This is a genomic window from Microvirga terricola, assembly GCF_011777495.1.
In the GTDB taxonomy this organism is placed as follows: Bacteria; Pseudomonadota; Alphaproteobacteria; order Rhizobiales; family Beijerinckiaceae; genus Microvirga; species Microvirga terricola.
This window is the reverse complement of sequence record NZ_JAATJS010000004.1, coordinates 190,097-210,027: the sequence shown is the minus strand read 5'-3', so window position 1 is coordinate 210,027 and position 19,931 is coordinate 190,097. Positions and strand designations below refer to the sequence as shown.

The window sequence follows — 19,931 nt, the reverse complement described above, 5'->3', positions numbered from 1 at the left end:
CCCTAGCTTTTCATTCACGAAATGCGGAGTGGATTATGGCGGGTCAACGAGGGATCGAAGCGCTGCTTCAGGCCATGACCCTCGAGGAAAAAATCGGCCAGCTGACGATGTTGGACGCCGGCGGCATCGTCACCGGTTCAGGGAGAGCGGGGGACCTAGCCGCGGCCATTCGACAGGGACGCGTGGGAAGTCTGCTTAACTTGGTCGATCCGGAACAGATCCGCGACATGCAGCGCATCGCGCTGGAGGAGAGTCGCCTCGGAATTCCGCTTATCTTCAGCCTCGATGTCATTCACGGCTATCGGACCACTTTCCCGATCCCTTCGGCCGAAGCCGCGGCCCTTGATCCAGATCTCTGGCGGCGGACGGCGCGGGCTGCCGCGACCGAGGCGGCTGCCGACGGCATTCACATGACGTTCGCTCCCATGATCGACATCGCTCGCGATCCCCGTTGGGGGCGGATTGCCGAGAGTCCGGGTGAGGATGTTCTGGTCGCACGGCGCTGGGCGGAAGCAAAAGTGAAGGGCTTCCAGGGCGATGATCTCGCTGCCGCCAATACGCTTGCCGCGACGGCCAAGCATTTCGCCGCATATGGCGCCGCGAACGCAGGGCGCGACTATGCGTCGGTCGATATCTCCGAACGTCTGCTGCACGAGGTTTACCTCCCACCGTTCCATCAAGCGGTTCAGGCCGGGGTCGCCGCGATCATGACGGCATTTACAGATCTCGCTGGCGTTCCGATGACCGCGAATGTCGCGGCGGTGCGGGACGTCCTGCGGCGGCAATGGGGTTTTGAGGGCGTGATCGTGAGCGATTACAGCGCGATCCAGGAACTGATCAATCACGGGGTCGCAGAGGATCGCGCCGCCGCGGCTGCCCTGGCGCTACGCGCTGGGATCGACATCGATATGATGGGTGGTGCCTATGAGAAAGGCCTGCCAATCGCACTTGAGCAGGGCTCTGCCCGGATCGAGGACGTCGATGCCGCCGTGAGACACGTACTTTCGCTGAAAGAAAAGCTTGGCCTCCTTGAGACCCCAAACAAGGGAGGCGCGACCAAGGCGGCCGACCCACGTTTGCGGGATGCCAACAGGGCATTGGCGCGGGACGCCGCGCAGCGTTCCATTGTGCTCTTGAAAAACGAGCGTTCTCTTCTGCCGCTCGATCCGACCACGCGACGCATCGCGCTTATCGGGCCGCTGATCGATTCCCGATCCGACATGCTGGGCCCCTGGGCAGCGCTTGGTGATGCCCAACGAGTGGTCACCATTCTCGAAGGTCTCCGGAACGCTTTGCCTTCAACTGAGATCAGCGCTGCCGAAGCCGTCGACTTCCGTGGGCAGGGCGACCGGGAAGGCATTCCCGCGGCGATAGAGGCCGCATCGGCGGCAGATATCGTTTTGCTCTGTCTTGGCGAGGACAGGGACATGAGCGGCGAAGCCGCCTCTCGCGCGCATATCGACTTGCCAGGGCGTCAGCGCGAATTGGCTGAAGCGATCCTGGCGCTCGGCAAGCCTGTCGTTGCCATCATCATGGGCGGTCGGCCGCTTATCATCGATTGGCTGGTTGATCGCGCAGATTCCCTGATTGTTTCAGGCTTTCTGGGACAAGAGGCAGGACATGCGCTCGCCGATGTCTTGATTGGGCTTTACAATCCGAGTGGCAAGCTCCCGGTTTCCTGGCCACGTGCGGTCGGTCAAATCCCGATCTCCTATGCCCATCGACCGACTGGACGTCCCTTCGACCCTGAAAATCACTTCACGAGCCGCTACATCGACCTGCCGAACGAGCCGCTTTTCCTCTTCGGTGAAGGGCTTTCCTACACCTCCTTCAACATCACCGGCCTTAGCGTGAATGCGAAGCGGTTGGGGCCGAGCGATACCATCGTGGTCGATGTCGATGTAACCAATGAGGGCGCGCGGGAGGGAGAAGAAGCCCTATTTCTATTCATTCACGATCCGGTTGCGTCAGTGTCGCGGCCGGTGCTGGAGTTGAAGGATTTTGGCAAGATCAGGCTGGCCGCGGGAGAGCGACGGCGCCTGCAGCTTAGCGTCGCCGTGGCCGATCTCGGGCACCTCGACCCCAACCTTCGACCCGTGCTGGAAGATGGTGCCATCGAAGTGCTCGTCGGTCCAAGCGCTGACCGGGCGCGGCTGCGTTCGATCACTGTTGAGATCGTGACGGAACAACAGCGGAGCGCCTGATCCGTCACGCAGAAACAGCGTCAGCCGCGCAGCGCATCCGAAACCGGAAGGCGATAGGTCAATGCTGCTGGAACGAGCGCGAGGAGGCTGCCCAGCGCGATCAGACCCGCAACGAAGAGCATGTCAGGCAGTCCGGGCGAAAAGGCCAGGTGAAGCCCCGTCTCCGCCTCGATGGCGCGGGAAACGATAGAGGCCGCTCCCCAGCCGAACAGAAGCCCCAGCGCGCAGCCCGCCGCCAGAAGGATCGCTGCCTCGAGCCAGACCACGACGAGGATGTAGATGGCGGGAGCTCCAAGCGCGCGCAGCACTGCATAGCGCCGCCGCCGCAGGCCGGTGAGGGTGAGAAGCAGCAGCAAAACGGCCACGAAAATCAAACCGTTGCTGATCCACGACGACGCGACCAGCACGTCCTTTATGTCGCCGATGGTTTTGTAAAGGCTAACCAAAACCTCCGCCGGAAATACCGCCATGGTACCACCCTGGCGATATTCGCCCCGCAACGCGTAGGCATCGGCGATACGCTTCGGCTTGACCACGATGGCGGGCACACCTGGGACGGTTGGAGCATCGAAAGGCGGGCCAAGCTCAGCGTCATCCTGGGCGTGTCCGTTACCAAGGCCATGGGTTTCCCAGACGCTCTCGACCGGTACCTGGATCGTGCGGTCCCAGGGTGTGCCGAGCCGGGGGAGGCGTCCGACCACCGTGTAGGTCACTCTCTCGTGCCGGTGGCGGGTTTCCTCCTCCGCATCCTCCTGAAAGGCATGGCCGCCACCTGTCGCGTGAGAGGGTTTGAAGGTGTCTCCGATCTTGAGAGCGACGTCGGCGCCGATCAGCGCTTCGCCTTCCTTCTTGAATACTCGCCCTTCCGCTGCCTGGACGCGTCCCCATCGGCTTGCGAATGCTGGCGTCGTACCGACGACGGGGAAGCCACGCATCACGTCGCCAAAGGCGATGGGTGCCGCGGCAGTAACGCGCGGGTCCGTCGCGAGCTTGTTGAGAGGCGAGCCGTCCGTCAGAGGCAGGGCTTCGAGATCGAGATAAACCGTCGTGAGGACGAGCTGGGTCTGGCTGCCCACAGCGCCGATCAAGAGGTCGAAATCGTCTGCCGCTCGCGCCGAGCTTTGCCGCAGCATTCGCTCCTGGGCGCCGATGCCGACACCCATGGCAACGGCCACGGCGATCAGAAGCGGGATCGCGAAGCCCAGCCAACGAAGCGCCTTAAGATCCGCGCGAACCATCGGAAACGGGTTCATGGGCGCGTCTCCATAAGCTTTCCAGCTTCGATGCGGAGCACCGTGTCGAGGCGGGCAATGAGATGCGGATCGTGGGTCACGACGATGAGTGTCGCGCCGCGTTGCCGAGCCGCATCCAGAAGAAGCGTACCGAGCGCGTCACCCGTAGTCGCGTCGAGGCTCGCAGTCGGCTCGTCCGCCAGCAGGATGGCGGGGTCCTGCAACAGCGCGCGCGCTATGGCGACCCGCTGCTGCTCTCCCCGAGAGAGAACGGCGGCACGGCGGCGTGGATCGGGCAGCCCCATACGCTCGGACAACGCCACTGCGCGTTTTGAATAATTTTGACTCCGGCCGGCGCTCCCGAAGGTGAGAGGCAGCAGGATATTGTCGAGAATGCTCAGTTCGGGAATAAGGTGAAAATCCTGAAATACCAGACCGATCTCACGGCGACGCCAGCGGTCGCGAGCACTCTCGGTGAGGTTGGCGAGATCGAGGCCGCCCCATCGGATGGCTCCGCGGGTCGGACGACCGATCCCGGCCAAGAGATGAAGCAGCGTGGTCTTGCCTGCGCCGGACGGTCCCGTCAGCGCGACCCGCGCGCCAGCGGAGATGTCGAGGGAGGGGATGTCGAGCACCCGCAACGGGGCCCCGCCGTCTTGACGCACCTCAACGGAAACCGCGCGCAAAGCCAATGGCTCGGCGGTTTCACGAAATTCAGACTCGGCGATAGGACGCATCGGCAATCCTGATCTGACTGACAAAGCCGCTGTCCGGGTCGGTCCAGGAACCGACCTCAAGCCGGCCGCTGACGATGATCTTTGCGCCGGCGGAGACAAGCGGCGTTTCCGCCTTGAGGTAAATCACCACGATGTCTACCGGCCAATCCGCATCCGACTGGCAGAACGGGCAGATGGCGAGTGGCTCGCGGGTCAGCACGAAGAAAGTGCTCTCGGCCCGCAAGGGAGGCGCCATGTATCCGGTCAGGGAAACCTCCTGGCCTTTCAGGGCGACAATCCGGTCCGCGAACTCAAATCCGCGAACGCCGAAGCTCTTGTAGAGCGTATCGAACGAGATCCATTCCGCAGCTCGCGCTGGGCTGGCAAAAAGCGCCAACGCGGCGCCGATGGAAAATCGGCGCCGCGTCAGCGAGAGGTGAGGGTGATCCGTCATGGACCCGAGAGGCTTTACTGGCCGAGGCCGAGGGCGGTCGCCATGACCCGGAACACGTAGGTGTTGTCGACGCGAGCCTTGAACATCTCCGAGCCGGGACCCATTGCGGTTAGGACAAGATCGTCAGCCGAGTGCACGCCGGAGTTCGCATCGAGTGGGAGGTTGCCGGTGCGACGGGCGGCCATCGGGTCTTTGCAGTATTCCTCGTTCGCCACGTAGGTCTTGCCGTCGGCAGCCTTCACGGCCGGGACGTTCTCGCCGTTCATGTAAGGACGGCCGAGGTCGCAGTAGTCGGGGTACGAACCAAACACGAAGGCGAGGCGGCGGGAGACGTCGACCTTCTCCGGATAGCCATCGGCATTCGGGGCCGGATAGTTCGGGTACTTCGCCTCAGCGTAGGTTCCGAGCTTGTCGCGCAGCTGATTGCCGGGGGTGTCGTCGTCGTAGGTACCGATGATCGAGACCGGGTGAGCGTGGTCGCCGACGACGATGATAAGGGTGTCATCGCGGTTTGCAACGAAGTCCTTGGCAGCCTTCACCGCGTTGTCGAGCATGATCGTGTCGTAGATCGTGCGCTCGGCATCCAGCGAGTGGGCGTACTTGTCGATACGGGCCGATTCAACCATCAACATGAAGCCGTTCGGATTCTTTGAGAGAACGTCGAGGGCCGCCTTGGTCTGTTCAACGAGATCCGGTTGGTCGGGGAACTTGGAGACAGTGCCCTTCTTGAGGATCTTGAGGTCGAGTGCGCCGTCGATGTTGCCGGTATTGAACAGGCCGAGGACCTTCGAGGAGCCGGCCTTCGCCGCGGCCTGCATCTCCTGCTTGGTGGAGACGAACTTGTAGCCGTCGGCCTCGAACTTCTTGATATAGTCATCCTCGTCCGTGCGTTTGGAGCCCGGGGTCGACTTGGCGAGGAAGTTCGGCGAACCGCCGCCCAGGATCACGTCGGGCTTCACGTCGTAGAACATTTTCACGATGTCGTTGAAGTCCGCGCGGCGACGGGTGTGGGAGACCATGCCTGCCGGGGTCGCGTCTTCGATCTCCGAATTTGAGACGACGCCGACCGACATGCCGCCATTGCGGCGCTTCGCCAGCTCGCCGATGGTTTCGACCTTCGGATGGTCGAGGGTGCTCTTGTTCTTGGCGCAATAGACGCCGAGCGCGTTCACGCAGGACTTGTGGCCCGTCGTGTAGGCGCTCATGGCGTTGGCGCTGTCGGTCACGACCGAGTCAGTGCCGGAAGTAGAGACGAGCGCCATGTGAGGCATCTCGTCCATGGCGAGTTCGCCGTTGTACTTACCCTCGACGATGCCCTTGGAGAGAATGCGCGCGGCGGTGCGGTGCGGGACGGAAAGGCCGTCGCCAACGAAGAGAATGACGTTCTTGGCTTTGCGCTGAGGAGTGCCAAACACTTCCCACTTCACCGTGGCTTTCTTGTCGCCGAGGCTCGCCTCAACGATGTAGGCGCCGGGCTTGGAGATCTGCGCGCCGCGGATCCAGTAAGCCGAGAGATCGCCGCCGTCTTCTTTCTCGACGAACTTCGCGGACTGGCCCAGCGCGATCGCCGGATCTTGCCCATTGATCGTGACCTTCACGGCTCCCTGCGCGGGCGCACCAGGGAACTCGACCTTGAAATCGAATTTCGATCCAGCGAGGATTTCTGCCCGCGAGATGGGGTAAATCGTCTGCGCCTGTGCGCCTGTTGCCACGAGACCAAGAAGGCCCACGCCCAACGCTGTCCACGTCTTCATCAAGTCCGCTCCTGAATTGCTGACGGGCGGGTTCTAACGCTTGGATTCGACAGTTGGATGACAATAGGTCCTGGATGTTGTTGCGGTTCATTGAGGCGTCATTTTTCCGTCACCTGTGCGACATCGCCCGTGCCCAGAACTCTTGTGCTCCACATTGAGCAGGAGGACACATGATGATTGCCCGCTTTGTATTGGCGGTTCCCTTGGTTGCCGGGCTGATTGGGCCGGCCCTCGCGCAGCAAAACTATCCCGCAACTCTCGCGGGGCACGCGGTGCTCCCGGCGTTGAGCTTTGTCGAGGCGCCTGCGGATGCGCCGGACGACCTCAAGGTTTCAGGTAAGTTCACCAACGGTAAGCGGATCGATGAGATCGGCACAGTCGAAGGCCTTTCGGCCAACCGCCCGACCGGTGTGAAGCTTCCTTTCCGCGGTCAGCCGCTACAAGGCCATTCCGGTATCAAGAAAATGCCTGATGGAACCTTTTGGGTTCTGACCGACAACGGCTTCGGTGCGAAGGCGAACTCACCGGATTCGATGCTCTATCTCAATCGCTATCGGATCGATTGGAACAAGGGTTCGGTGGAGCGCCTTGAAACCATCTTCCTCAGCGATCCCGACAAGAAGGTGCCGTTCCGCATCGTCAATGAAGGTACCCCGAAGCGCTATCTGACCGGCTCCGACTTCGACACCGAGAGCTTCCAGTTCATCGGAGACAAGCTCTGGATCGGCGACGAATTCGGTCCCTACCTCATCCGGACCGACCGGACGGGCAAGGTCGAAGCCGTGTTTGAAACCATGATCGACGGCAAACCCGCGCGTTCGCCCGACCACTACGCTGTAACGACCCCGGCTGCGCCGAATGTTCCCGTCGCCTTCAACGTGCGCCGCTCGAAGGGCTACGAGGGCATGGCCGTCTCGCCGGATGGACGCTTTCTCTACGCTCTGCTCGAAGGTTCTCTCTTGGACGCGGACAAGAAGGATTGGGAAAAGACAAGCGACGGCAAGGAGTATCTCCGAATCCTCGAGTTCGATGTTCAGGCTGAGAAGTGGACGGGCCGTCATTGGCAATATGTGCTCGAACAGAATGGACTCGCCATCGGCGACTTCAACATGATCGACGCCACGACCGGTCTCATCATCGAGCGCGACAACGGCGAGGGCACTGCCGACAAGGCCTGTCCGGCAGGTGAGAAGCGCACGGATTGCTTCAGCGACATCGCGAAGTTCAAACGCGTCTACAAGATCGAGATGTCGGACAAAAATGTGAACGGACCGGCTCGCAAGGTCGGCTACATCGACTTGATGCAAATTGCTGACCCGAACAAGAAGGCGCGCAAGCCGCTGAACGGCAGTGTGCTGACATTTCCGTTCTTCACCATTGAGAACGTGGATGTCGTCGATGACCGCCACATCATCGTCGGCAACGATAACAACCTTCCGTTCTCATCGAGCCGCGAACCCAACAAGCAGGATGACAACGAGTTCGTTCTGCTGGAAGTGGCCGATTTCCTGAAGGCCCGTTAACCGGCGCGGCCGGGACCGATGCGTTCGTCTTCGGTCCCGGCAACGTCTATGTGCGGTGCCCGAGTAATTTTTGCCGGTGTCGAAAGTACGGCGACACCCATCATGAAGGTGGCATTCCACACCTTCGCTGCATCCAATTACCTCATTTTGCTCAACATCGACGCAGAGTGTGATGCCCCTCCGTGCATCGGATGCTGTTTGCAGCATCGCCCGCTCATTCTCCCGCTCAAACGACAGGGCGAGCAAGGTTCTCAGGCTCACAGCCAGTTTGACATCATTCTAAATTTTTGATCAGCTGGTCAAATTAACGAGCTTGCCCCTTGAGAGGCGGGCCGAGGTGAACGGTTCGATGGCCTGTAAAACCCGCCTGGGGCGGGCAGGAGGACTTATGACTTCAGCGCCGGATATTCAAGCCGGGCGGCTCGCCTGTGGTGGGTACGCCGAAGCCTTCTCCGATCTCCACGCACCGCTGAACGCACACGAGGCGAGGGTCGCCGCGGAACGGTGTCTCTTCTGTTACGATGCTCCCTGCGTCACAGCCTGCCCGACCAGCATCGATATTCCGCTTTTCATCAAGCAGATCGCAACCGGCAATGCGAAGGGTGCGGGCAAGACGATCTTCGACTCCAACATCTTCGGCGGAATGTGTGCTCGCGTCTGTCCCACGGAGACGCTTTGCGAGCAGGCCTGCGTGCGCAATGAAGCGGAAGGCAGGCCGGTCATCATCGGCGAGCTGCAACGCCATGCGACCGACGCGGTGATGGCGTCAGGGCGTCAGCTTTACAAGCAAGGCGCGCGCGATGGAAAGCGGGTCGCCGTGGTTGGCGCCGGTCCGGCGGGGCTTTCATGTGCCCACAAGCTCGCGACCCTCGGTTACGACGTGGTTGTGTTCGACGCGCGGCGAAAGCCGGGTGGGCTCAATGAACACGGCATCGCATCCTACAAGTCCACGAACAACTTCGCTCAGACCGAAGTGGATTGGATTCTGAGCGTCGGCGGCATTGAGCTGCGCTGCGGGCAGAAGCTCGGACGGGACTTCACACTGGCGGATCTCCGTCGTGACTTCGACGCGGTATTCCTCGGCCTCGGCCTCCAGGCGGTCAACGCCCTTGGTGTCGACGCCCCGGGGTTGCGGGGCCTCGAGGACGCCGTCGCATTCATCGAGAAGCTGCGTCAGACGGCTGATCTTTCCACCTTGCCGATTGGTCGTCGCGTTGTGGTGATCGGGGGCGGCATGACCGCTGTCGATGCTGCGGTGCAGGCAAAGAAGCTCGGCGCCGAGGAGGTGACAATCGTTTATCGCCGCGGCGCAGATCAGATGGGCGCGAGCCGCTACGAACAGGAGCTCGCGTTGACCGAGGGAGTCGTGGTTCGCCATTGGGCGCGACCCACGGCCGTCCGCGGTGAGAATGGCGCGCTCCGCTCCGTGACCTTCGCTGCGACCATGGAGAAGTACGGAAAGCTGGTCGATACCGGCGAGACATTTGAAGTTGTTGCCGATCAGCTCTTCAAGGCCATCGGCCAGTTGTTCGTGCCGGGCGATATCGCGGGATCAAGCGATACGCTCGACCTCGCTTCAGGACGTATTGCTGTCGATGGCGAGCGGCGGACCTCTCTTTCCGGTGTCTGGGCCGGGGGCGACTGCGTCGCTGGCGGGCGAGACCTTACGGTGGTGGCGGTCGAAGACGGCAAGCAAGCTGCCCTGTCCATCAATAGCACGCTCCGGGGCGTCGCCCCCATGGCGGCGGAATAAGGGGAGGAACCATGGCCGATCTCAGCGTCAATTTCTGCGGCATCAAAGCTCCCAATCCGTTCTGGCTCGCCTCCGCCCCGCCAACCGACAAGGCCTACAACATCGAGCGCGCCTTCCGCGCCGGTTGGGGCGGCGTCGTATGGAAGACCCTTGGAGAGGAGGGGCCACCGGTCGTCAACGTTTCGGGGCCGCGCTATGGCGTCGTGCACGGCGCTGACCGTCGCATCACGGCCTTCAACAACATCGAGTTGATTACGGACCGTCCTCTTGAAGTGAATCTTCAGGAGATCACCGAGATGAAGCGCCGCTGGCCGGACCGGGCCATCGTCGTTTCTCTCATGGTCCCTTGCGAGGAGGAGGCGTGGAAGAAAATTCTGCCGCGCGTCGAGGCCACGGGCGCCGACGGCATCGAACTTAATTTCGGCTGCCCGCACGGCATGTCCGAACGCGGCATGGGCTCTGCGGTCGGCCAGGTGCCGGAATACGTCGAAATGGTCACGCGCTGGTGCAAGACCCACTCGCGGATGCCGGTCATCGTCAAGCTCACGCCCAACATCTCCGACATCCGCAAGCCGGCCGAGGCCGCCAAGCGCGGAGGGGCTGATGCGGTCTCGTTGATCAACACGATCAACTCGATCGTCGGCGTCGACCTTGAGCGTATGATCCCGAGCCCACACACGGATGGAAAAGCCACCCACGGCGGCATGTGCGGCCCGGCGGTGAAGCCGATTGCGCTCAACATGGTGGCGGAGATCGCCCGCTCACCGGCGACCCATGGCCTGCCGATATCCGGCATCGGCGGCATTGAAACCTGGCGGGATGCGGCGGAATTCATGGCGCTCGGCTGCGGCACGGTTCAGGTCTGCACAGCGGCCATGGTTTATGGCTTCAAGATCGTGCAGGAGATGATCACTGGCCTCGAGGCCTTCATGGACGAAAAGGGTTACTCCAAGATTTCCGACTTTGTTGGAGCGGCGGTCCCCAACGTCACCGACTGGCAGTACCTCAACCTCAATTATGCCGTGAAAGCGAAGATCGACCAGGACCTTTGCATCAAGTGCGGTCGCTGCCACGTGGCTTGCGAAGACACCTCCCACCAGGCCATCACGCATCTGGTCAATGGGGAGCGTCACTTCGAGGTCATCGAGGAGGAGTGCGTGGGCTGTAATCTCTGTGCGAGCGTCTGCCCCATCGAGAATTGCATCTCCATGGAGCCGCTGGTGAACGAGATCGACCGCCGCACGGGACGCATGGTGGATGGCTCCTATCTCAACTGGACTCAGCACCCCAATAACCCCAGCGCGGCCAAAAAGCTGCAGCCTGCTGAATGAATGCAACGACGGCGCCGGTCACCCGGCGCCGTTTCCACATGCACTCACGCCAATGAGATCGTCGGCATGACCGCTTCAGCGCTTCTGCGAACCGCCTTCGGAGGGCAAGACGCCCTCAAGGAGGATGCTTGTCAGCGCGGCGCGGGTCTTCTCGTAGAACGCCTCGTCTTCGATGCCTGCGCCCGTGAGGGCGCGGATCTGGGTGCCGAAATCGGCATAGTGCTGGGTCGTCGCCCAGATCGCAAAAATGAAGTGCTTCGGATCGATGGGCCGCAACCGCCCCTCGCTGATCCAATCCTCGATGATGCGCGACTTGATTTCCACCAATTCGAGCAGCGTACCACCAAGGGCCGCACTCAGATGCGGAGCGCCTTGGAGCATCTCCATGGCGAACAGGCGCGAGGCCGTGGGCTGGCTGCGGGAATATCCGAGCTTGCGGGAGATGTACGCGGTGAGGGCGGCCTTGGGGTCGCTCGTCGTGTCGAGTTCGCGAAGCGGCTCCAGCCACATGTCGAGCGTGCGGCGGAGAACGGCCGTGTAAAGCTCTTCCTTCGTGCGAAAATAGTAAAGCAGATTGGGCTTCGAGAGGCCCGCCGCCTCGGCGATCTGATCGATGCGGGCACCGCGATACCCGTAGGCCGCGAACACTTCAAGCGCGGCATCGAGAATGCGCTCTGCATTCGCCTCACCCGTCCGGGTCGTCTTGCGCGCTATCGTTTGCGCAGCCAGCCCAACCTCGTCAGCCACAGACCATTCCTTCACGTTGTTCACGACGCGAATTTTACGTCCCCGAGGACGCGCGCGGCAAGAGCGCCCCATCAACCACACAAAGTTACATCTGCCAAGGCATTCGACTTGAGAAGGATAGGACCATGAACGTTGTGCCCATGAGACGCCCGCTTCCCAACGATCTCGCGGCGTTCTGGATGCCATTTACGGCGAACCGGCAATTCAAGAAGGCGCCGCGCCTTTTGGCCAGCGCCCAGGACATGCACTATTACACCGATGACGGCCGTGCGATCCTGGACGGCACGGCGGGGCTCTGGTGCGTGAATGCTGGTCACGGTCGCCCCAAAATCGTCGAGGCGGTGCAGAAGCAGGTGGCCGAGCTTGACTACGCGCCCGCGTTCCAGATGAGCCATCCCAAGGCGTTCGAGTTCGCCTCGCGACTGGCGCAAATTTCGCCTGAAGGGCTCGATCACGTCTTCTTCACGAACTCCGGCTCCGAGTCCGTTGAAACCGCGCTCAAGATCGCGCTGGCCTATCAGCGTGTGAAAGGGCAGGGCTCTCGCACCCGGCTCATCGGCCGTGAGCGGGGCTATCATGGCGTGAATTTCGGCGGCATCTCCGTTGGCGGCATCGTGTCGAACCGCAAGATGTTCGGCACGCTTCTCTCTGGCGTCGACCATATCCGCCACACGCACGATCCCGCTCGTAACGCCTTTACCAAGGGCGAACCTGAGTATGGCGTCGAGTTTGCAGAGGACCTGGAACGGATTATCGCGCTCCACGACGCCTCGACCATCGCCGCGGTCATCGTGGAGCCGGTGGCCGGCTCGACCGGTGTGCTCATTCCCCCGAAGGGATACCTCAAGCGCTTGCGAGAGATCTGCGACAAGCATGGCATCCTCCTGATCTTCGACGAAGTCATCACCGGGTTCGGCCGTCTCGGAGCGCCATTTGCGGCGGATTACTTTGGCGTCGTCCCCGACATCATGATCACGGCGAAGGGCGTCACGAACGGCGTCGTTCCCATGGGAGCGGTTTTCGTGAAGTCAGACATCCACGACGCCTTCATGACCGGGCCGGAGCATCTCATCGAGTTCTTCCACGGCTACACCTACTCGGCGCACCCGCTGGCTTGCGCAGCCGGCCTGGCCACGCTCGATACCTACGCGGATGAAGGCCTTCTGACCCGCGGCGCGGAACTGGCGTCCTATTGGGAACAGGCGCTTCACTCGCTCAAGGGCACGAAGCACGTCGTCGACATCCGCAATATCGGCCTCGTTGGGGCCATTGAGTTGGAGTCGATTGCGGGGGAACCGACGAAGCGTGCCTTCTCGGTTTTCCTTGAGTGCTTCGAGCGCGGACTCCTGATCCGCACGACCGGCGACATCATCGCGCTGTCACCTCCGCTCATCGTCTCGAAGGTACAGATCGATCAGATCGTCGGCACGATTGGCGACGTGCTGAAGGCGGCGGCATGATGCCCGTGAAGGGGGCATCATTTCCCGGCGTCTAGCTCAGAAATTCAGCGGAACTCGACGGGGCGGTCCTTGCGATAGGGAGTGAAATTGGTGCAGCTTAAGGCGGAGACAGTGCTCGAACGCGTAACGGAGGGCGATGTCATGGGCGGTAGCAAAGCACCGTCGGGTCTTGCTGCGGCGAGGCCGGAGTCCGATCCGGCCACTCCTGCCCCAGTGGTCGACATCAAGGACCTGTCTCTCACCTATGAAGCCGCCGACGGCCCGGTCTATGCTCTCTCCAATGTGAACTTGCAGATCGCAGAGGGGGAGTTCGTCTCCTTCATCGGCCCCTCTGGCTGCGGAAAAACGACGCTGCTGCGGGTCATCGCCGATCTGGAGCAGCCGAACGGCGGTCATATCCACGTGAACGGCGTGAGCCCCAGCGAGGCTCGGGTACGCCGCGATTATGGCTTCATCTTCCAGGCCCCTGCGCTCTATCCCTGGCGCACGATCCAAAAGAACGTCGAGCTGCCGTTGGAAATCTTCGGCATTTCAAAGGGCGAGCGGCGGGAGCGGTCTCGCCGGCAGCTTGAACTCGTGAACCTCAAGGGGTTCGAGAAAAAATTTCCCTGGCAGCTCTCGGGCGGGATGCAGCAACGCGCCTCCATAGCTCGCGCGCTGTCCTTCGATCCCAGGCTCCTTCTCATGGACGAGCCGTTTGGCGCGCTCGATGAAATCGTGCGCGACCATCTGAACGAGCAGCTTCTCAAGCTGTGGGACAAGACCCGGAAGACGGTGCTCTTCGTGACACACTCGATCCCTGAGGCTGTCTTTCTGTCCTCCATGATCGTGGTCATGTCCCCACGGCCCGGACGCATCATCGACATCATCGACGCGAGCCACTTAGGTCGCGAACGAAAGCTGGAGATCCGCGAGACGCCTGAATTCCTGAAGATCGCGCACAGGGTCCGCGAGGGCCTGAGGGCAGGGCATTCCTATGACGACTGAGGCCGTTAGCTTGCCCACGCGCCCGGTCGCCCGCAAAGCATCGCGTCTTCGCGGGGGCAACGCCGGCCCGGTCCTCGTCGTCGTGCTCGCAATCGTGGCAATCTGGTACGCTGCTGCCATTCTGATGAACTGGCGAGGGACGATCGACGCCTTTAGCCGGGCAGGGGAACAGCGCTCTGCCACGGAGATTCTGTTCGCGACGATGGAGCAGGAGCGCCCGATCCTGCCTGCGCCGCATCAGGTTCTGACTGAACTGAAGAAAACGACGCTCGACATGCCGGTCACATCCCGGCGAAGCTTGCCGTTCCACGCATGGGTGACGCTGTCCTCGACGCTCCTTGGCTTCGGCTTGGGCACTTTGTTGGGGAGCGTGCTCGCAGTTCTGATCGTCCACGTGAAGACGCTTGAACGCAGCCTGATGCCGTGGATCATCTCGTCTCAGACGATCCCCATCCTCGCCATCGCCCCAATCATCATTGTCGTCCTGGGCTCCATCGGCATCACAGGGCTTTTCCCGAAAGCGATCATTTCGGCCTACCTCTGCTTCTTCCCGATCACGATCAGCATGGTGAAGGGCCTGACCTCGCCGGATCCGATGCAGCGTGATCTCATGCGGACCTATTCGGCGTCGCTGGCGCAGTCCTTCTGGAAGCTGCGGCTGCCTGCCTCCATGCCTTATCTCTTTACCGGCCTGAAGGTGGCGATTGCGATCAGCCTCGTCGGCGCCATCGTCGGCGAGTTGCCGACCGGTGCACAGGCGGGTCTTGGCGCGCGGCTTCTCGCCGGGTCCTACTATGGCCAGACAATCCAGATCTGGGCAGCACTTTTTGGTGCGGCAATCCTTGCGTCGGTCCTCGTCGCCGCCATCGGCCTTCTCGAACGCCTCCTGAACAAAACCATGGGAGCGCGCTCGCCATGACAGGCTTTCATCGCGGGGGTATCCTCGCCCCCTTCGTTCTCCTGGGCTGGATCTATGCGCTCATTCTGGCGCATAGCCCGAATGTTGCCGGTCAGGCCGGACCGGTGTTCTGGGCCTTCGTGAGCGCCCTGTGGCTCGCCGCCGCCGTCGCGCTGAACGGGCTGTCGAATTTGCGCCTCAAGACTCCCGGCGCAAGGCGCTTCCTCGGGCTGTGTATTCCAATCCTGTTCGGCGCTTTTCTGTTCTTCCTCTGGGAGGTCATCGTCGTCGGCGCGGGCGTTCCTTCCGTACTGATGCCTGCGCCGTCCGCCATCGGCAGTCGATTTGCGGCCTCGCTACCTGTCCTTCTCGAGGACTTTCTGCAGACATTCGTGAAGTCCGTTCTCTCCGGCTATATGATCGGATGCCTCTCCGGCTTTCTCGTCGCCATTGTCGCCGACCGAATCCCGTTCCTAAGGCGCGGCCTGCTACCTCTCGGCAATTTCGTCGCCGCCTTGCCGGTCATAGGCATCGCGCCGATCATGGTCATGTGGTTCGGTTTCGATTGGCCCTCGAAGGCCGCCGTCGTCGTCGTGATGACCTTCTTCCCCATGCTGGTGAACACAGTCGCTGGTCTCGCGGCCGCCGGGAGGCTGGAACGGGATCTGATGCGGTCTTACGCAGCCGGTTACTGGACGACGCTCTTCAAGCTTCGGCTGCCCGTCGCTCTGCCTTTCATCTTCAATGCTCTGAAGATCAATTCCACGCTCGCGCTGATCGGCGCGATCGTCGCGGAGTTTTTCGGCACTCCCATCGTCGGCATGGGCTTCAGAATCTCGATTGAGGTTGCCCGCATGTCCCTCGACATGGTGTGGGCCGAAATCGCGCTCGCGGCCATCGCCGGATCGCTTTTCTACGGCCTCGTCGCTCTGGTGGAGCGGGGCGCAACCTTTTGGCATCCGTCGTACCGCACATAAGGGAACCCGCGGCGGCGTAGGAGGAGAGAAGATGATGAGAAGCGTTCTACTCGCCAGCGCGCTTGCGCTCGGCTTCACGACCACCGCCGTCGCCCAATCCGACAAGGTCACGATCCAGCTCAAGTGGGTCACGCAAGCACAGTTCGCGGGCTATTATGTCGCGAAAGACAAGGGTTTCTACAAGGAAGCCGGTCTCGATGTGACGATCAAGCCGGGCGGACCGGATATTGCGCCGCCGCAGGTGATCGCCGGTGGCGGAGCCGATGTGGTCGTCGATTGGATGCCCTCTGCGCTCGCCGCTCGTGAAAAGGGTGTTCCGCTCGTCAACATCGCGCAGCCGTTCAAGAAATCCGGCATGATGCTCACCTGTCGCGCGGAGACCGGCATCAAGACGCCGCAGGACCTCAAGGGCCGCACCCTCGGCGTGTGGTTCTCGGGCAATGAATATCCGTTCCTCGCCTGGATGGCGAAGCTCGGATACAAGACCGATGGTTCCGCCGGCGGTGTGAAGGTGCTCAAGCAAGGCTTCAACGTTGATCCGCTGATCCAGAAGCAGGCCGACTGCATCTCCACCATGACCTACAACGAGTATTGGCAGGTCATCGATGCCGGCTTCAAGCCCGAGCAGCTCGTCGTCTTCAAGTACGAGGACCAGGGCGTCGCGACGCTGGAGGACGGCCTTTATGTTATGCAGGACAAGCTGAAGGACCCGGCCTTCGTCGCGAAGATGGCGAAGTTCGTTGCCGCCTCCCAAAAGGGCTGGGACTACATGCGCCAGAACCCGGACGAGGCAGCCAAGATCGTCCTCGACAACGACGCCTCGGGCGCGCAGACCGAGAAGCACCAGAAGCGTATGGCGGGCGAGATCGCGAAACTGCTCGAGACCTCGGGCAAGGGCAAGCTCGATCCGGCCGACTACGACCGCACGGTCGCGACGCTCCTCGCCTCCGGTGGCGATGCTCCGGTGATCACCAAGAAGCCGGACGGCGCCTGGAGCAGCGCAGTCACCGACGCGATCAAGTAACGATCACATCAAGACGCCCCTCTCCTTCGGGGAGGGGCGAATTGCTCCAAAAGCCTCACAATAACGACCGGAGGAGACATCCATCATGACCCTACTCATTCGCGGTGGCACCGTCGTCAATGCGGATATGAGCCGCCGCGCCGATGTGCTGGTGGACGGCGAGCGGATCGTTGCTGTTGGCGAAAATCTCGGAGCGCCGACCGGTGCCGAGATCGTCGATGCGGGTGGCGCTTATGTCATGCCGGGCGGCATCGACCCGCATACGCATATGGAACTTCTCTTCATGGGAACCGTGTCGGCGGACGATTTCGAGTGGGGCACGAAAGCGGCGCTTTCCGGCGGCACTACGACCATCGTCGACTTCTGCATTCCCGGCCCCGGTCAATCTCTCATTGACGCGTACCGGGACTGGCGCAGCAAGTCCGAAAAGGCGGCCGGCGATTACTCCTACCATCTGGCCGTCACCTCCTGGTCGGAACAGATAGAGCGGGAGATGGGCGAGATCGTGAACACCCATGGCGTGAACACGTTCAAGCATTTCATGGCCTATAAGGGCGCGTTGATGGTGGATGATGACGTCCTCTTCCGCTCCTTCAAGCGCTGCGCCGAACTGGGTGCCATCGCTCTGGTTCACGCTGAGAATGGCGACGTCGTTGCGCAGATGCAGGAATCCTTTATCGCGCAAGGCAAGACGGGTCCCGAGTTCCACGCTTATTCGCGCCCGCCAGAGGTCGAAGGCGAAGCCGCCCAGCGCGCAATTATGATCGCCGACATGGCGGGCTGCCCGCTTTACGTCGTCCACACCTCATCGAAGCCGGCGCATGAGGCGATCTCGCGGGCGCGTGCCGAGGGCAAGCGTGTGTTCGGCGAGCCGCTGATCCAGCATCTCGTGCTCGACGAGACCGACTATCTCAACCAGAGCTGGGACCATGCGGCGCAGCGCGTGATGTCGCCTCCATTCCGGCCAAAATCCCACCAGGACAGCCTTTGGGCGGGCCTTCAGGCGGGCTCCCTTCAGGTGGTGGCGACCGACCATTGTTCCTTCACCATGGAGCAGAAGCGCATCGGCAAGAACGATTTTCGTTCGATCCCGAATGGCACGGGCGGGCTTGAGGATCGTATGCCGGTGCTCTGGAGCGCGGGCGTGAATTCGGGGCGGCTGACTCCAAACGAGTTCGTTGCCGTCACATCCGCCAACGCCGCCCGCATTCTCAACATGTATCCGCAAAAGGGTGTCATCATGCCCGGCGCGGATGCGGACATCGTGATCTGGGACCCGACCGCGACCAACACCATCTCGGCAAAGAACCAAGTCAGCCGTATCGAATACAACGTCTTCGAGGGCTTCAAACTCACCGGCCTGCCGGCGAAGGTCTATCTGCGCGGTCATTTGGCGGCCGAGAATGGACAGGTGAAGGCGCAACGTGGACAGGGCCGTTTTGTATCCCGGCGACCGCTCCCGGCCTATGCCGAAGCGCAGCGCCGCCTGAAGGCGAACACTGCCCCCACAGCCGTGGCGCGCTGATCCGACAGCGCTTCATTCAAGAGCTTCCGCCCCTGTTTTGGCGGGAGCCTCACGATGCTCATTGCCGACCATCCGAGAGATCGAGACCATGCAAAACCTGACAATCAACCCACAGCGCCTCTGGGATAGCCTCATGGAGACCGCGCAGATTGGCGGTACGGCCAAGGGCGGGATTTGCCGACTGACCCTCACGGATCTCGATAAAGTCGTGCGGGACTGGTTTAGAGGGCAATGCGAGGCGTTGGGTTGCACGGTCACAGTCGACCAGGTCGGCAACATGTTTGCGTTCAAGCCAGGCAAGAGGAGTGACATCGAACCTATCGCCATCGGCAGCCACCTGGACACGCAGCCGACCGGCGGCAAGTTCGATGGGGTTCTCGGTGTCCTCGGCGGGTTGGAGGTTCTGCGCACGCTGCACGACCTCAGCTACGAGACGAACGCACCGCTCATGCTCGTGAACTGGACGAACGAAGAGGGCTCTCGTTTCGCGCCTGCCATGCTTGGCTCAGGCGTCTATGCGGGCGTTTTCGACCGGGCCTTTGCCGACAGCCGAGAAGATCGTCAGGGAGTGCGCTTTTCCGACGCCATCGACGGTATCGGCTATCGCGGCGACGCCGCACCCGGTTCCGTAAAATTCGGCGCGATGTTCGAGCTTCATATCGAGCAGGGGCCCATTCTCGAAGCAGAAAGGAAGGCCATTGGCGTCGTGACCGGCGTACAGGGCATGCGCTGGTATGAAGTCGAATTGACCGGTCGGGAAGCGCATACCGGCTCGACCCCCATGCACTTGCGGGCCAATGCGCTTTTGGGCGCGGCGCGGGTCGTCGAGCATGTCAACCGGATCGCCCTCGAACACGCACCGTCCGCGGTCGGGACTGTAGGCCTCGTTGAGGTCACGCCGAACTCCCGTAATGTGATCCCGGGGCACGTGTTCTTCACGGTGGACTTCCGACACCCGGACGACGCCGTGCTCGATGTGATGGAGCGCAAGCTGATGGAGGCGATCCCGGCCGTCTCAAACGAGATCGGCCTGGAGCCTGTCGCGAAAAAGGTTTGGGACTCGCCCGCGGTCAAGTTCGACCCCGATTGCATCGCCGCCGTTCGTACCGGCACCGAGAGGGCCGGCATGCCCGCTCGCGACATGGTGTCGGGAGCGGGGCACGACGCCGCCTATATCGCCCGCGTTGCGCCGACAACGATGATCTTCGTCCCTTGCGAGGGCGGGCTGAGCCATAACGAGGCGGAGAGCACGACGCTTGAGGAATGCGCCGCCGGCGCTCAGGTTCTGCTGAACGCGGTGCTGGAATACGATAGACGGTTTGGCCGTTAACACGGCCTTCGTCGGG

The 19,931-nt window shown here is 61.9% G+C and carries 16 protein-coding genes; 11 read left to right on the top strand and 5 right to left on the bottom strand.

What is annotated here, in order from left to right; genetic code table 11:
* Window positions 1-35: 35 nt before the first annotated feature.
* Complete coding sequence (gene bglX, locus HB375_RS13080) at window positions 36-2,204, top strand: beta-glucosidase BglX (RefSeq protein WP_167673440.1); 2,169 nt, start codon at window positions 36-38, stop codon at window positions 2,202-2,204.
* A 20-nt stretch (window positions 2,205-2,224) separates the two neighbouring features.
* Here bglX and HB375_RS13075 read toward each other — a convergent pair whose 3' ends face one another.
* From HB375_RS13075 to HB375_RS13060, 4 genes are read right to left on the bottom strand one after another with little or no spacing between them, the layout of a single operon-like run.
* A complete protein-coding gene (locus tag HB375_RS13075; RefSeq protein ID WP_246728489.1) occupies window positions 2,225-3,457 on the bottom strand; it encodes an ABC transporter permease in 1,233 nt (410 codons plus the stop codon).
* Window positions 3,454-4,173 carry an ABC transporter ATP-binding protein gene (locus HB375_RS13070; protein ID WP_167673439.1) on the bottom strand — a complete coding sequence of 240 codons (720 nt, stop codon included), beginning with the start codon at window positions 4,171-4,173 and terminating at the stop codon, window positions 3,454-3,456. The genes HB375_RS13075 and HB375_RS13070 overlap by 4 nt, the downstream gene beginning before the upstream one ends.
* Window positions 4,151-4,606 (bottom strand): hypothetical protein, encoded by a 456-nt coding sequence (locus HB375_RS13065; protein ID WP_167673438.1) that lies wholly within the window; start codon window positions 4,604-4,606, stop codon window positions 4,151-4,153. The genes HB375_RS13070 and HB375_RS13065 overlap by 23 nt, the downstream gene beginning before the upstream one ends.
* 14 nt (window positions 4,607-4,620) lie before the next feature.
* A complete protein-coding gene (locus HB375_RS13060; protein WP_167673437.1) occupies window positions 4,621-6,360 on the bottom strand; it encodes an alkaline phosphatase in 1,740 nt (579 codons plus the stop codon).
* Window positions 6,361-6,533: 173 nt separating this feature from the next.
* Between HB375_RS13060 and HB375_RS13055 the strand changes: the two genes are divergently transcribed.
* The 3 genes from HB375_RS13055 (at window position 6,534) to preA (ending at window position 10,967) form a co-directional block, all read left to right on the top strand.
* Entirely contained in the window at window positions 6,534-7,883 is a 1,350-nt protein-coding gene (locus HB375_RS13055) for an esterase-like activity of phytase family protein (protein ID WP_246728510.1), read from the top strand.
* 388 nt (window positions 7,884-8,271) lie between these two features.
* Complete coding sequence (locus HB375_RS13050; RefSeq protein ID WP_167673435.1) at window positions 8,272-9,636, top strand: NAD(P)-dependent oxidoreductase; 1,365 nt, start codon at window positions 8,272-8,274, stop codon at window positions 9,634-9,636.
* A gap of 11 nt (window positions 9,637-9,647) precedes the next feature.
* Window positions 9,648-10,967, top strand: coding sequence for an NAD-dependent dihydropyrimidine dehydrogenase subunit PreA (gene preA / locus HB375_RS13045; RefSeq protein ID WP_167673434.1), 1,320 nt, complete (start codon window positions 9,648-9,650; stop codon window positions 10,965-10,967).
* Between the two features lie 75 nt (window positions 10,968-11,042).
* On the opposite strand, the gene rutR is transcribed toward preA, so the two are convergent.
* Window positions 11,043-11,714, bottom strand: coding sequence for an HTH-type transcriptional regulator RutR (gene rutR / locus HB375_RS13040; protein WP_343232418.1), 672 nt, complete (start codon window positions 11,712-11,714; stop codon window positions 11,043-11,045).
* Between the two features lie 125 nt (window positions 11,715-11,839).
* Here rutR and aptA point away from each other — a divergent pair, with 125 nt between their 5' ends.
* From aptA to HB375_RS13005, 7 genes are all read left to right on the top strand, one after another.
* The gene (aptA, locus tag HB375_RS13035; protein ID WP_246728488.1) at window positions 11,840-13,174 is read left to right on the top strand and encodes an omega-aminotransferase AptA; all 1,335 of its coding nucleotides are present in this window, start codon (window positions 11,840-11,842) and stop codon (window positions 13,172-13,174) included.
* Window positions 13,175-13,315: 141 nt separating this feature from the next.
* Complete coding sequence (locus HB375_RS13030) at window positions 13,316-14,161, top strand: ABC transporter ATP-binding protein (protein WP_167673738.1); 846 nt, start codon at window positions 13,316-13,318, stop codon at window positions 14,159-14,161.
* Window positions 14,151-15,080: an ABC transporter permease gene (locus HB375_RS13025; protein WP_167673432.1), complete on the top strand. Its 930-nt coding sequence runs from the start codon at window positions 14,151-14,153 to the stop codon at window positions 15,078-15,080. Before HB375_RS13030 ends, HB375_RS13025 begins: the two co-directional genes overlap by 11 nt.
* A complete protein-coding gene (locus HB375_RS13020) occupies window positions 15,077-16,036 on the top strand; it encodes an ABC transporter permease (protein ID WP_167673431.1) in 960 nt (319 codons plus the stop codon). Before HB375_RS13025 ends, HB375_RS13020 begins: the two co-directional genes overlap by 4 nt.
* Window positions 16,037-16,070: 34 nt before the next feature.
* Window positions 16,071-17,060, top strand: coding sequence for an ABC transporter substrate-binding protein (locus HB375_RS13015; protein ID WP_205800200.1), 990 nt, complete (start codon window positions 16,071-16,073; stop codon window positions 17,058-17,060).
* 85 nt (window positions 17,061-17,145) lie between these two features.
* The gene (gene hydA / locus HB375_RS13010; RefSeq protein WP_167673429.1) at window positions 17,146-18,585 is read left to right on the top strand and encodes a dihydropyrimidinase; all 1,440 of its coding nucleotides are present in this window, start codon (window positions 17,146-17,148) and stop codon (window positions 18,583-18,585) included.
* 79 nt (window positions 18,586-18,664) lie between these two features.
* Window positions 18,665-19,915, top strand: a complete 1,251-nt coding sequence (locus tag HB375_RS13005) for a Zn-dependent hydrolase (RefSeq protein ID WP_425515182.1) — start codon at window positions 18,665-18,667, stop codon at window positions 19,913-19,915.
* The last annotated feature ends 16 nt before the right edge of the window (window positions 19,916-19,931 follow it).